The organism is Streptomyces sp. NPDC087300, assembly GCF_044744425.1.
Lineage (GTDB): Bacteria > Actinomycetota > Actinomycetes > Streptomycetales > Streptomycetaceae > Streptomyces.
The window spans coordinates 776,322-790,064 of record NZ_JBIUYI010000001.1 but is presented as its reverse complement, the minus strand read 5'-3'; the positions used below and the strand labels follow the sequence as shown (position 1 = coordinate 790,064).

Here is a 13,743-nt window from a genome sequence, read left to right as displayed (position 1 = left end):
ACGTGCGTGTCAGCGCAGGGACTTGGGCTTGCCCGCCGGGGCCGGGACGACGAGACGGTCCTCGATGCCGCGGGCCTCGAACGCCTTGACGAGGCTCTTCATGTCCTGGGAGTAGATGTTCCAGCTGTCCGTGTGGACCGGGACGACCTTGCGCGGGGAGAGCGCCTTGGCGACGGTCGCGGCGTTCTTCGACGTCAGCGTCAGCGGCGCGTTGTCGAGGATGGCCGGGGTGCGGGCGGCGCCCGCGAAGAGGATCGCGGTGTCGAGCCGCCCGAACCGCTTCTTGATCCCGGCGCCCGCCTCCTTGGCGACCTTCACCGAGGCGTTGTCCCCGGAGATGTAGGTGGTCGGCACGCCCTTGCCGCTCAGTGCGAAACCCGTGACCTCGCCGTCCGCGCCCCGGTCCACGCCGTCCGGGCCGTGCAGGGCGGGTACGGCGGTGACCTTGACGGTCCTGCCGGCGACCTTGAGGTCGCGCGATTCCCAACCGCGCAGGCCCGTGACGTGCTTGCCGAGGCGCTCGTGCGCGCCGGGCGTGGAGAGCACGACGGGGATCTTCTTGAGCAGTGCGCGCCCCGAGTCGTCGAGGTTGTCGTCGTGCTGGTCGTGGGAGAGCAGCACCGCGTCGATCTTGCCGATCCGTTCGGCCCGCAGGGCCGGGCCCGCCGTCTTCTCCAGGCCGGACTTGTACTTCTTCGGCTCGTCGAAGGTCGGGTCGAGCAGGATCCGGGCGCCGGCGATCTCCACGACCGTGGTCGGTCCGCCAATGTGCGTCACGGAGATGTCCCGGCCTCCGGCGGGGCCCGGCCGGGCGGCGGGCGACCCGGCGTCCGCCGCGGGCTTCCCCGCCCCCGCCTTGTCGTCCCCGTCGTCGGAGCCGCACGCGGCGAGCAGGGAGATCCCGGCGGTGGCGGCGACGGCCGCGGCCGTGAGGCGGAGGAGCTTCGGGCGTCTGCGTTGCATCAGGGCACCAGCACTTTCGCTACGAGCGGTGGAACGGGCACCTGGGGGAGGAGCCCCTCAGGTGTTAGTAACGCTAACACAAGTAGTTAGCGATGATTTCAAAGGTGGTGCCGACGTCCGTGCTGACCAGGGTCCAGGTGAGGCCGGGCCGGGCCCCGAGGTGTTAGCGGCGTTATCGTGGTGGGCATGTCTGCCGCACGCGACCGCATCCTCGAAGCCACCTCGGAGCTCCTCGCCACCAAGGAGGCGTCGGCCATCTCCACGCGGGCGATCTGCGACCGCGCGGGCGTGGGCATGCCGGAGATCTACCGGCAGTTCGGCGACAAGCAGGGCCTGCTCGCGGCCGTCGCCGACCTCGGGTTCGAGCGCTTCCTGGCGAACAAGCGGAAGAACCCGCTGACCGCCGACCCGGTCGCCGATCTGCGGGTGGCCTGGGACAGCCACGTCGCGTACGCGCTCGGGAACCCCCACCTGTACCGGCTGATGTTCACGCCCCTCGGCGACCCCAAGCCCCGCGCCATCGACGACGCCCAGGAGCTGTTGCGCTCGGCGGTGCGGCGCTGCGCCGACGCCGGACGGCTGCGGACGTCCGTCGAACTCGCCGCGCAGTCGATCATGTCGGCGAACGTCGGTGTGTGCCTGATGGCGCTCTCCTTCCCCGAGCTGTTCGGCGGCCTCGACGGCTCCCAGTGGGTGCGCGACGCCGTCATCGGCAGGGCAACGGGTGACGAACCCGAGGACACCCGGGTCGATTCGGCCACCGTCCTGGCCCGCGCCCTCCTGGGCACGCTCACGGGAGCGGCCCCGGTGGACGACGCGGCGCTCGCGCCCCTGCGGGGAACGGCCCCGACTCCGCCGGCGTGAGTCACTGGGTCGCCGTGCCGCCGAGCCACTGAGCTGCTGGGTCACCTTGAGGTGCCCAGGTTTCGGAAAAGTGCGTTCTTCCATGTCAGGCCTCGCTCTCCTACGGTTCCCGAGTAACCGAAAGAGACACATGAGGAGGCGTACGGCATGGCCATCACCCTGGTGAACCCGAGCGGACTGCCGGAGATCGACGCGTATCGACAGGTGTCCGTCGCGACCGGGTCGAAGCAGGTGTTCATCGCGGGCCAGGTCTCCTGGGACGCCGACGGCGTCTCCGTCGGCGCGGGCGACCTCGCCGCGCAGGTCGAGCAGTGCTACCTCAACATCGCCACCGCCCTGGCGGAGGTCGGCGGCTCCTTCGCCGACGTCGCGAAGATGACGGTGTACGTCGTCGACTGGACCCCCGACAAGATGCCCCTGTTCCTGGAGGGGGCCGCCAGGGCCGCGGCGAAACTGGGCGTCACTCCGGTCCCGCCGGGCTCGCTGCTCGGCGTGGCAACCCTGGCGTTCCCCGACCACCTGGTCGAGATCGAGGCCACGGCCGTCATCGATTAGGGAGACCAGGGATTCGGCCAGGAAATCGACGCCCGGGAAACACGGGTGAAACCGTGCGCGCCGGGCGTACGGCCGTGCCTCCAGCGCACGATTGCGCGCCGGTGCCCTCCCCTTCCCCCGTTGCTACTTTCCGGGGCGGAAGTGGAAGGGGAATCCCGATGTGCGCTTCATGGCATGAATACAACCTTGCGCCGGGACGCAGCGCCACTGACACACGTGGCATCACCGCACTGTCGCGGATCTCCACCAGCATGGAGATCTGGTGGACCGGGATCAACCAGTCGGTGGAGAACGCCTATTGGTACGAAGGCGGCCAATGGACGCGTCAGCAGATCGCCCCCGCGGGCAGCGCTTCGGTCAGCGGCGGCATGGCCGCCGTGTCCCGCATTCCGGGCAGCATGGAAATGTGGTGGATCGGCGCGAACGGCTCGGTGGAGGGCGCCTATTGGTATGAGGGCGGCTCCTGGTCGCGCTACCAGATCGCTCCGAACGGCAGCGTGAACAACGAAGGAAACATCGCCGCGGTCTCCCGCATCCCGGGCAGCATGGAGATCTGGTGGATCGGCGCCGGCGGATCCGTGGAAGGGGCCCATTGGTACGAGGGAGGCCAGTGGACCCGCTACCAGATCGCGCCGGGCGGCAGCGCCGCGGTGCGCGGCGGCGTGGCCGCGGTGTCCCGCGTTCCGGGCAGCATGGAAATGTGGTGGGTCGGTGCCAACGGCTCGGTGGAGGGCGCCTATTGGTACGAGGGCGGCCAATGGAGCCGCTACCGCATCGCGCCGGACCGCAGCGCGTCCGTCAACGGCGGCATGGCCGCCGTCTCCCGGGTGCCCGGCAGCATGGAGATCTGGTGGGTCGGTGACACCGGGAGCGCCATCACCGCCCTGGACGGCGCCTACTGGTACGAGGGCGGACAGTGGGCGCGCTACCGCATCGCACCGGACGCCGGCGCATCGCCGAGCACCGGGATCGCCGCGGTGTCACGGATCCCCGGCAGCATGGAGATCTGGTGGGTCGGCCCGCAGCGCGAGGTGAAGGGCGCGCACTGGTACGAGGGCGGCAAGTGGACCACCTACCAGCACGCGGCGTTCGGCAGCGGCTCCGCCTTCGGCGGGGTGGCCGCGGTGTCGCGGATCCCCGGCAGCATGGAGAACTGGTGGATCGGCGGCGAGGGCGCGCCCAAGGGGCCCGGCTCCGTGCAGGGTGCGTACTGGTACGAGGCGGGGGAGGCGACGGGGGAGACGGGCTGAGGCGGACGCCCCGGTCCGCGCCGCACGGACCGCGCGGACCGGGGCGTCCCGGAAACAAGGCTCCGGGAGCCAGGCGGCTTCGGCGGGCACCTGGCCTCGGGGGCACCCGGCTCCCGGCGGCACCGGGACTCGAAGCCACCGGCAGGTCTCGGAGCCGCCGGTCCGAGGGGAGCCACCGGTCCGCGGGGAGCTGCCGAAACCCCCTTGAGGACCCCTCACCGATCAGGGACAGTCTGTCGCCATGGAGTTCCTCTGTTACCACCGCGACCGTCCGGGGGCCCTGCCGCTGCGAGAAGAGTTGCTGGAAGAGCACTGGTCGTACATGGACCGGTACCAGGAGCGGATGATCGCCCGCGGCCCCACCTTCGGCGCCGACGGCGAGACGCCCACCGGCAGTCTGCACATCGTCGAACTGTCCGACCCCGAGGCCGCCCGCGCGTTCGCCTTCGACGAGCCGGGGTACCAGGCCGGGGTCTACCGGGACGTGCTGCTGCGCCGCTGGCGCGATCTGCTGGGCCGCACGATGTGGGACTTCCCCGGCGGCCGCACCGGCGGTGACCGCTATCTGGTGCTCGGATTCGGTGCCGGGGAGGCCGTCGACCTCGCCGTACCGGAGGGGAAGGACGAACTCGTCGCGTACGGGCCGCTGCTCTCCGACGACGGCGCCACCTGGCTCGGCACCGCCGCACTGGTCAGGGCGCCGGGCCCGGACGCGGCACGCGCCGTACTGACCGAGGAGCGGTACGCGGGCGTCGAGGTGCACGACTGGGAGTTCGGCGGACGACGCTGAGCGGAGCTCAGCAGGGGCCCGGGTGGCCGGCCGGAAATGGGGGCGCGGGCAACCGGTCAGGAATGGAGAAGCGTCCCCGCGCCGCCCCTCGTAGCGTGAAACCCATGGACATCAACCTCTCCCAGACCTTCATCGCCGTCGACGACCACGACAAGGCGCTCCCCTTCTACCGGGACGTACTCGGCCTGGAGGTCCGCAACGACGTCGGCTTCGAGGGCATGCGTTGGGTGACCGTGGGCTCGCCCACGCAGCCCGACGTGGACATCGTCCTGGAGCCGCCGCTCGCGGACCCGAACGCCGCCCCCGCCGACCGGCAGGCGATGACCGAGCTGCTCGCCAAGGGCCTGCTGCGCGGCGTCATCTTCCGGACCGACGACTGCGACGCCACCTTCGAGCGCATCCGCGCCGCGGGCGGCGAGGTGCTCCAGGAGCCGATCGACCAGCCCTACGGAGTCCGTGACTGCGCCTTCCGCGATCCGGCGGGCAACATGCTGCGTTTCAGTCAGCCGCGCAAGGGCTGAACCCGGACCGGGGGCACCGGGCGCCGCACCCGTACAGGCCGTGCGGCGCCCGCCCCGATCGCACCGCGCACCACGCTCGAAGCTGCTTAGATCGAGCCAGGCGATGCCGACGGAGACCGCGAAGGCGGCCCGCGTGACAGATGGAGACAAGACGAGCATGCCCAAGAGGACCCAAGACCGGTCGCCTGCGCCGCACACCGCCGACAGCCACGACCTGATCCGTGTGCACGGCGCCCGCGAGAACAATCTCAAGGACGTCAGCATCGAGATCCCCAAGCGTCGTCTGACGGTGTTCACCGGGGTCTCGGGCTCGGGCAAGAGCTCGCTGGTGTTCAACACGATCGCCGCCGAGTCCCAGCGGATGATCAACGAGACCTACAGCGCGTTCGTGCAGGGCTTCATGCCCACCCTGGCCCGCCCCGAGGTCGACGTCCTGGACGGTCTGACCACCGCGATCACCGTCGACCAGCAGCGGATGGGCGCCGACCCGCGCTCCACCGTCGGCACCGCCACCGACGCCAACGCGATGCTCCGCATCCTCTTCAGCCGCCTCGGCAAGCCGCACATCGGCCCGCCCAGCGCGTACTCCTTCAACACCGCGTCGGTGCAGGCGAGCGGCGCGATCACCGTCGAGCGCGGGAACAAGACGAAGGCGCAGAAGGCGACCTTCCAGCGCACGGGCGGCATGTGCACGCGCTGCGAGGGCCGCGGCCGCGTCTCCGACATCGACCTCACCCAGCTCTACGACGACTCCAAGTCGCTGGCCGAGGGCGCGTTCACCATCCCCGGCTGGAAGTCGGACAGCCAGTGGACCGTGCAGGTCTACGCCCAGTCGGGCTTCGTCGACCCGGACAAGCCCATCCGCGGGTACACCAAGAAGGAACTGCGGGACTTCCTCTACGGAGAGCCCGTCAAGGTCAAGGTCAACGGCGTCAACCTCACCTACGAGGGGCTGATCCCCAAGATCCAGAAGTCCTTCCTGTCCAAGGACAAGGAGGCGATGCAGCCGCACATCCGCGCCTTCGTCGAGCGCGCGGTCACCTTCACCACCTGCCCCGAGTGCGAGGGCACCCGGCTCAGCGAGGGCGCCAGGTCCTCGAAGGTCAAGCGGATCTCCATCGCCGACGCCTGCGCGATGGAGATCAGGGACCTGGCCGAATGGGTCCGCGGCCTGTCCGAGCCGTCGGTGGCACCGCTGCTCACGGCGCTCCAGCAGACCCTCGACTCGTTCGTGGAGATCGGCCTCGGCTACCTCGCGCTCGACCGCCCCGCGGGCACGCTGTCCGGCGGCGAGGCGCAGCGCGTCAAGATGATCCGCCACCTCGGCTCCTCGCTCACCGACGTCACGTACGTCTTCGACGAGCCGACCATCGGCCTGCACCCGCACGACATCCAGCGGATGAACGACCTGCTGCTGAGGCTGCGGGACAAGGGCAACACGGTGCTCGTCGTCGAGCACAAGCCGGAGACCATCGCGATCGCCGACCACGTCGTCGACCTCGGCCCCGGCGCGGGCGCGGCGGGCGGCTCCGTCTGCTTCGAGGGCACCGTCGAGGGGCTGCGGGCGAGCGGGACCAGCACGGGCCGGCACTTCGACGACCGGTCATCGCTCAAGGAGACGGTGCGCACGCCCAAGGGCGCCCTCGAGATCCGCGGCGCCGCGGCGAACAACCTGCGGGACGTCGACGTCGACATCCCGCTCGGCGTCCTCACGGTCATCACCGGTGTCGCGGGGTCCGGCAAGAGCTCCCTCGTGCACGGTTCGATGCCGGCCGACGCGGACGTGGTGTCCGTCGACCAGAGTCCCATCAAGGGCTCGCGGCGCAGCAACCCGGCCACGTACACCGGACTGCTCGACCCGATCCGCAAGGCCTTCGCCAAGGTCAACGGGGTCAAGCCGGCCCTGTTCAGCGCCAACTCCGAGGGCGCCTGCCCCACCTGCAACGGCGCGGGCGTCATCTACACCGACCTGGCGATGATGGCCGGTGTCGCCAGCCCTTGCGAGGACTGCGAGGGGAAGCGGTTCCAGGCCTCGGTGCTCGAATACCGCCTCGGCGGCCGCGACATCAGCGAGGTGCTCGCGATGTCGGTGACCGAGGCCGAGGAGTTCTTCGGCTCCGGCGACGCGCACACCCCCGCCGCGCACAAGATCCTCGGCCGGCTCGTCGACGTGGGGCTCGGCTACCTCAGCCTCGGCCAGCCGCTGACCACCCTCTCCGGCGGCGAACGCCAGCGGCTCAAGCTGGCCACGCACATGGGCGACAAGGGCGGTGTCTACGTCCTGGACGAGCCGACCACGGGCCTGCACCTGGCCGACGTGGAGCAGCTGCTCGCGCTGCTCGACCGGCTCGTCGACTCCGGCAAGTCGGTGATCGTCGTGGAGCACCACCAGGCGGTCATGGCACACGCCGACTGGATCATCGACCTCGGTCCCGGCGCGGGCCACGACGGCGGCGAAATCGTCTTCGAGGGCACCCCCGCCGAGCTGGTCGCCGCCCGCTCCACGCTCACCGGGGAACATCTGGCGGAGTACGTCGGCGGCTGACCGCGGAGAGCCGCGCTGACAGCGGAGGGCGATTTCACGCGGCGGCGTGAAATCGCCCTCCGGCGCGGTCCGTCGTGCGCGGACGCATTGCGTCGGCCGCGCATTCACCGGGTGAAATTCGGCCGTCCGCGCGAGCGTGCTTCGGCAGCGGAATCACCTCGATAACCGGCGGGCCGGGGAGGCCCTCCGGACGGTCTGTCGGCACCGCGTAAGGTGTGGCTGGCGCATTACCCCCGCATTACCGACGAATTGCCGCACGAAGCCGAAGTGAGTCCGCTTGTCCGCCGAATTCCAGTCCGTCCTCGACCGCATCGCGAGCGAGATCGAGGCCACCCCGGGCCGCGGCCGCCCGGCCGATTACATTCCCGCGCTCGCCGCGGCCGATCCGAACCGCTTCGGCATGGCCGTCGCCGAACTCGACGGCACGGTCCACGGAGTCGGCGACTGGCAGCAGCCCTTCTCCACCCAGTCCATCACCAAGGTGTTCACGCTCGCCCTCGCGCTCGCCCAAGAAGGCGACGAACTGTGGGAGCACGTCGGCCGCGAGCCGTCCGGCAATCCCTTCAACTCGCTGGTGCAGCTGGAGTACGAGAACGGCATCCCGCGCAATCCCTTCATCAACGCGGGCGCCCTCGTCGTCACCGACCGCCTCCAGTTCCTGACCGGTGACGCCAGCGGCACCCTGCGCGAATTCCTGCGCGCGGAGTCCGGCAATCCCGACCTCACCTTCGATCTGCACGTCGCCGAATCGGAGGCCGCCCACGGCGACCGCAACGCCGCCCTCGCGCACTTCATGGCGTCGTACGGCAACATCACGAGCTCGGTCCCCGAACTGCTCGACCAGTACATCCGGCAGTGCTCCGTCGAGGCGTCCTGCGCCGATCTGGCCCTGGCCGCCGGGTTCCTGGCCCGGCACGGGATAAGGGCCGACGGCTCCACCCTGCTCAGCAGGAGCAAGGCCAAGCAGGTCAACGCCGTGATGCTGACCTGCGGCACCTACGACGCGGCCGGTGACTTCGCGCACCGGGTGGGGCTGCCGGGCAAGAGCGGGGTGGGCGGCGGCATCATCGCGGTCGTACCGGGGATCTGCACCGTGTGCGTATGGAGTCCCGGCCTCGACCAGCGCGGCAACTCCGTGGCGGGCGTCGCCGCGCTCGACCGCTTCACCACGCACACGGGCCTCTCCATCTTCTGACCCGGGCTTCTTGCCCGGGCCCGAAACCGGACCCGGGCCAAGGAGCGTCAGCCCGTACCGGCGCAGTCGGTGCGCGGCGGAGGCGGTGTCGTGTCGCCCGACTCCGCCTCCGCGGTGGTGAGGATGCGGGCGCTCAGCGAGCACTCGATCTGTTTGACCGGGTGGAAGACCACCAGGTCCTCTGGCCCGTGCTCGATCCGGGGACCGCCGCCGACCAGCATGCCGACGATCATGGCGCCGTACACCTTGTGCCCGTCGATCTCCGTGTCGATGGGCACGAACACGGGCGCGCCCGAGTCGCCCGCCTTCACGATGTCCTTGCCTTCCTTGCCCGCGAGGACGAGACCGTGGGTGCAGATGTGCGGTGGCTCATCGCCGCACGAATCGCCGCTGGTCAGGTTGTAGACCTCGATGTCGCAGACCAGCTTGGTCACCTTGCCGCTGACGCACACCTTCTGGCCGACCACCGGACTGTCGGACTTGCCGAGCACCCGCCGGGCGACCGGTGTGCCCGCGGGGCCGCCGTCCGTCCACAGGGTCGGCGCGTACACCTGCGGGTTGGACGGGGCGCCGGTGATCAGGGCGGCGTCCACCACGTTGTCGTAGAACGTCCTGACGAACGTGCCGAACGGGTACTGCCCCGATGTCGCGTTCACATTGATCAGGCCGTTGGGGCAGTGCCCCGCGGTGGTCATCGCCCGCTTGCCGTCCTCCTCCCTGCGCACCGCGAAGCCCGACGAACACGCGTACGTCTCGCCGAGGACGGTCATCCGGATCTCGGCGCCGCCGCGGTGCGGCTGCGGGTCGTTGAACCTGCTCGCGGGGGCGCCGGAGGCGGGTGACGACCACAGCAGGGCCAGGGCGAAGGTCAGCAGGCAGTAGGCCAACGGTGGTCGTTTCATGCGCCGTCCTCCTGGAGGTCGAAGTCGATCCGCCCGAGCAGTCCGACGTTCAATCCGAAGTAGTCGGCGTGCACCGGACGCCGGGCCGCGGGCAGCACGGTGCCGCGCACGGGGATGGTGTCGGTCGCCGTGTCCTGGTCGGTCCGGTAGAGCTCATACTCCTGGACGAGCAGGCGGTACGCCGTGAGCAACTGACCGACGGGCGCGGCGATCCCACCGGTCCAGGCGAAGCCCTCCCCGTCGGCCGCGCACGTCAGCTCGACCGGCGCGCCCAGCTGCTGCCAGTCCATGTCGTCCGCGTTCAGCGTCGGCCGGCTCTGCAGACTCACGACGACGCGGCGGCTCGCGGCCGCCGCGGACACCCCGGACCCGGTGAGCTCACCGAGTTCGTTGTATTTCGCGGGCCCGGTGAGCCGGACGGTGAGCCGGTCGCCCTCGCGGTGACCGGTGACCGAACGGGGCGGGGCGAGCTGCGCGAACTCCGCGCGCTCCACCGTCGACAGGTGCAGCGGGTCCACCGAGAACGGCTGGTAGCGCGCGAGGGCGAGACGCACGTACGGGAAGTAGGCCGACCGCGTCGTGGCCGCCGCGCCGAAGTCCACGTCGATGTCGATGTACCAGAGCCGCCGCTCCTGGTGGTAGACCGGCGTGAAGGCGACGACGTCGGCCACCACCGGTGCCGCGTCCGTCGACTCGGCGAGACGCAGACCGGTGGCCCGCCGCGCCGCGTTGGGGAAGTGCGCGGCCGCCGGGCTCGGCAGCGCCGTGGTGTCCGCCCAGACGGGGTCCACGCCCCAGCGGGTCGCGAGGGTGTCGGGCAGGGCCGTGCCCGGGTCCAGGATGACGGCGAGCATCTCGTCGTCGCCCGAGGAGTACCAGGGCCGGTTCAGATAGACCCGAAGACCGGCGGCGCGACGGTGCCGGGTCACCGTGTCGTGCTCCTCGTCGACGGTCCGCTCCCAGCGGAAGGTCGGGACGACATAGGCCACCGAAGGCGGCTCGGGCCGGCGCGAACTGGGCACCGGCACGGGGGCGGACGGAGGTCCGAGCCGGGTGACCTTGGCGCGGTCCTCGCTGAGGCTGGGGTGGAAGTACTCGCGAAAGCGCGTGACGGCGGTCGGGGTGTAGCGGATGTCGCGGTGCCGGGTGTCGCCGAACTCATGGGTGCGGGTGACCTGTTCGTCGTCCGCGGTGTAGGCGAGGGTGATGTCCTCCAGATGCGTATGCCCGTCGACGCGCTTCGGGGCGGGCTCGGTGACGTCGTCGACCCACTCGCTCCAGTGCGCGTCCACCTCGACGTGACCGCTGCTCTCCGCGTGGCTGGTGAGCCGCACGGCCAGCTGGGCCGCGGTCTGCTCGGCGGTCCTGCTCGCGGCCAGCTCGGTGAGCTCCGGACGGAGCACGGGCTTCTCGACCGCGTGCACCAGGGTCAGCTCGGTCCACGGGGTGAGCATCCAGTTCTCGCCGTCCGCGCTCGCCGCGGTGACGAACGCCCTGTCCACGGCGGGCAGTTCGGCCCAGAACGAGGACGCGGTCAGCAGGCCCCACTGGCGCAGGAGCGGCAGCTTGCCGGGGTCGAGATAGCAGCTGAGCCGTACGGTGGCGACCTCTGCCTTGGGCAGGAAGACCTCCAGGACGCGCTCGATGACGCCGTCGTGCCAGTGCGGCTCGCCGGTGCCCTCCTTGATGCGCACCTTGAACGGCTTGGCCTGTGGCCAGGGGCCGGGAAACGGGATCTTGCGGTTCTCCGTGTCGCCGGGCAGACCGCGCAGCATGACGCCTTCGGCCAGTACGTCGGGGAGGTAGGGCAGCAGCAGCTGGTCGGCGCTGTGCACCACGAACTCGCCCTGTGCGAGACCGGCGCCGCGCCGCACCAGCGGCAGCGCGGTGAGCGGCAGCGGGTCGTGCACGTCGTGCTTGGCGATGTGGATGTCGCCCTCGCGCAGCAGGTCGTGCTCGCGGTGGGGCCACTCGGGTTCGCGGACCTTGGTGTCCAGGAAGGAACCCGACTCGCGCGAGGCGACGGCGACGTACTCCTCCCGTACCCGGGCGGGTTTGTCCGGGCCGAAGGCGGCGTCGAAGACCCCGTGCTCCTCGGCCATCTGGAGCGCCGTCTTGGGCGGCGCCACGTGCCGCTCCGCGATCGGCTTGTACTGCCGGTCCAGGCCGTCCACGTCGGAGTGGGCCTTGTGGTCGGGGACGTCGGAGCGCCGCAGCGCGTACTCGTCGGTGGACATCGGGCGGCCGTCGTCGGTGACGGTGCTGCGGATGACGAGACGCTCCGTGGACTCGCCCTCGTTGAAGGGCAGGAGCGGCAGCACCACGGGCTGGGGGACCGGCTCCCAGCGCCCGTACGTGATCGGGTCCGAGTGGACCGTGTCCGGGGTGTTCGCCGTGTGCTCGGGGCCGTTGCCCGCGAGGTCGGCGAGGCGGGCGCGCATCCGGTACGTCCTGCCGTAGCGCAACGCGGGCAGCGAGCCGGGCTCCGCGCTGAACTTGGTGTCCAGCGGCACGTCCTGCGACACCGGCGGATCGGGCGCCACCGGTTCGTCGGCCAGGCCGATGGTCCGGCCGGGGCGGGGCGCCGCGAGGCTCCAGCCGTGCCAGCCGAACACCGCCTGGTGGCCGTAGAGCTGCCGGTCGTCGGCGGCGTCGAGGGTGACCGCGCTGGCGCGCACCAGACCCTCGTCGGGGCCGACCGTGATCTCCACGGGCGGCAGGCCGGGGCGGCGGACCGTGTAGCGGCCCCGGCGCCGCAGCAGCGAACGCCACTCGGTGACCCTGCCGGTGCCCGGGTCGACCGTGCCGATGTCGACGCGGTACCCCCGCACCAGATCCTGCGCGGTCAACACCACGTTCCCGGAAGCCACTTGACGGCCGACGTCGGCGCCGATCTGCCCGGCCAGATGCCTGTCCCGGTCGGTGTGCAGCAGCGTGATCCCGCCGCCGCGGGCCGCCGGGGTGCCGGTGCCCGACACCTGCTGGGCCACCGACGCGGTGCCCGACGGCAGGTCGCTGCCGCGCAGGCTGTCGACCGTACGGGCGTAGTCGACGTGCTTGAGGGCGGCGCCGTCCACGTCGAGTTCGGTGAGGTGCCAGGTCTCGGGGGCGCCGAGGTTCAGCATCCGGCCGATGATCACCCCGCTGTCCCCCGCGGCCGCCTCGAAGACGCTGCCCCGGATGAAATGGAGCTTGGTCCAAGGGCAGTTGGCCGGTGCGTTGAGCCGGTCCGCGTCGGGGGTGCCGTCCGCGAAGCGCACCCGGACCTGTGAGCTCTCGCCCACCCCGGCGGGCACCGCGAACCGCAGGTCGAGCACGAGCCCGAACCTGCGCTGGAGCTCCGGGTAGTCGCCGAGCAGCCCGCACGCCTCGTGGAAGTCGATGCGGTGCGCGGGCTCGTCTTCCAGCTCGGCGGCCGAGGCGGGCGCCTTGCCCCTGGCGTAGAACCTGGCCGCCTCGGCGAGCGGCAGCATCCGCTTGTTCTCGCCGGTGTAGGCATCGCTCGTACGGTCCATGAAGCGCGGCTCGTGCCCGTCGTCCGCCGCGTCGGCACCGTGCCCGCCGGGCTGGCGCAGGGCGTCCTCCAGGATGACGAAACCGGCCTTCACGTCGTGGCCGAGGCTGAGCACCGGTTCCGAGATCATGTCGGTGAGGCGGAACAGGGCGGGCAGTTCCCAGCCGCGGTGGTCGGTCGGCGGTTCCTCGCACAACAGGCGCTCCTCGCGTGCCCATTCGGTGCGCAGCCTGCCGCGCGTGGTGGACACCGCGACCGCCTCGTAGAGCCCGGTGACCTCGTCGTGCACGAGCTTGCCGGGGTAGGAGCGCAGGGTGCGGGGTTCCTGTGCGGCGAGCGTGACCGGCACGACGGGTTCGCGGACGAAGGTGTCGTCGTGGAACAGGGTCCGCCACAGCGCGGGGTCGGCGGCCGGATAGCGGCCGGTGGGCCGCAGCTCGGTGGCGACCGGGCCCTGCTCGCTCTCGAACTGGAGCCGCAGCGCGGGCAGGAGCGCCGCGAGCCGGTCGGGCCAGTGCGCGAAGTACGCGGAGGCGCCGAGCGTGGTGATCCCGGTGAGGCTCGGGCTGACCAGCACGGACACCCGGACGCTGGTCGTGTCGACGACGCCGTCGGGCAGGACGGTCCATCGGATGCTGTCCATG

Annotated in this window: 10 protein-coding genes; 7 read left to right on the top strand and 3 right to left on the bottom strand. The window is 71.1% G+C overall.

Translation table 11 applies throughout. The features are described from left to right. Positions 1-9: 9 nt before the first annotated feature. Positions 10-963: an MBL fold metallo-hydrolase gene (locus ACIO9J_RS03335; protein ID WP_401991716.1), complete on the bottom strand. Its 954-nt coding sequence runs from the start codon at positions 961-963 to the stop codon at positions 10-12. A gap of 186 nt (positions 964-1,149) precedes the next feature. Here ACIO9J_RS03335 and ACIO9J_RS03330 point away from each other — a divergent pair, with 186 nt between their 5' ends. The 7 genes from ACIO9J_RS03330 (at position 1,150) to ACIO9J_RS03300 (ending at position 8,683) form a co-directional block, all read left to right on the top strand. Then, the gene (locus ACIO9J_RS03330) at positions 1,150-1,827 is read left to right on the top strand and encodes a TetR/AcrR family transcriptional regulator (RefSeq protein WP_401991714.1); all 678 of its coding nucleotides are present in this window, start codon (positions 1,150-1,152) and stop codon (positions 1,825-1,827) included. 147 nt (positions 1,828-1,974) lie between these two features. Next, on the top strand, positions 1,975-2,382 hold the full coding sequence (locus ACIO9J_RS03325) for a RidA family protein (protein WP_401991711.1): 408 nt from the start codon (positions 1,975-1,977) through the stop codon (positions 2,380-2,382). A 251-nt stretch (positions 2,383-2,633) separates the two neighbouring features. Beyond that, entirely contained in the window at positions 2,634-3,632 is a 999-nt protein-coding gene (locus ACIO9J_RS03320) for a hypothetical protein (protein ID WP_401991708.1), read from the top strand. 241 nt (positions 3,633-3,873) lie between these two features. After that, a complete protein-coding gene (locus ACIO9J_RS03315) occupies positions 3,874-4,422 on the top strand; it encodes a YciI family protein (protein ID WP_401991705.1) in 549 nt (182 codons plus the stop codon). Positions 4,423-4,526: 104 nt separating this feature from the next. Continuing rightward, on the top strand, positions 4,527-4,943 hold the full coding sequence (locus tag ACIO9J_RS03310; RefSeq protein WP_401991702.1) for a VOC family protein: 417 nt from the start codon (positions 4,527-4,529) through the stop codon (positions 4,941-4,943). A 157-nt stretch (positions 4,944-5,100) separates the two neighbouring features. Continuing rightward, on the top strand, positions 5,101-7,488 hold the full coding sequence (locus ACIO9J_RS03305) for an excinuclease ABC subunit UvrA (RefSeq protein ID WP_401991699.1): 2,388 nt from the start codon (positions 5,101-5,103) through the stop codon (positions 7,486-7,488). A 277-nt stretch (positions 7,489-7,765) separates the two neighbouring features. Continuing rightward, the gene (locus tag ACIO9J_RS03300; protein WP_401991696.1) at positions 7,766-8,683 is read left to right on the top strand and encodes a glutaminase; all 918 of its coding nucleotides are present in this window, start codon (positions 7,766-7,768) and stop codon (positions 8,681-8,683) included. A 47-nt stretch (positions 8,684-8,730) separates the two neighbouring features. Here ACIO9J_RS03300 and ACIO9J_RS03295 read toward each other — a convergent pair whose 3' ends face one another. Together ACIO9J_RS03295 and ACIO9J_RS03290 are read right to left on the bottom strand one after the other, a co-directional pair. After that, on the bottom strand, positions 8,731-9,585 hold the full coding sequence (locus ACIO9J_RS03295; protein WP_401991693.1) for a hypothetical protein: 855 nt from the start codon (positions 9,583-9,585) through the stop codon (positions 8,731-8,733). Further along, positions 9,582-13,742 (bottom strand): hypothetical protein, encoded by a 4,161-nt coding sequence (locus ACIO9J_RS03290; protein ID WP_401991690.1) that lies wholly within the window; start codon positions 13,740-13,742, stop codon positions 9,582-9,584. The genes ACIO9J_RS03295 and ACIO9J_RS03290 overlap by 4 nt, the downstream gene beginning before the upstream one ends. Between the last annotated feature and the right edge of the window lies 1 nt (position 13,743).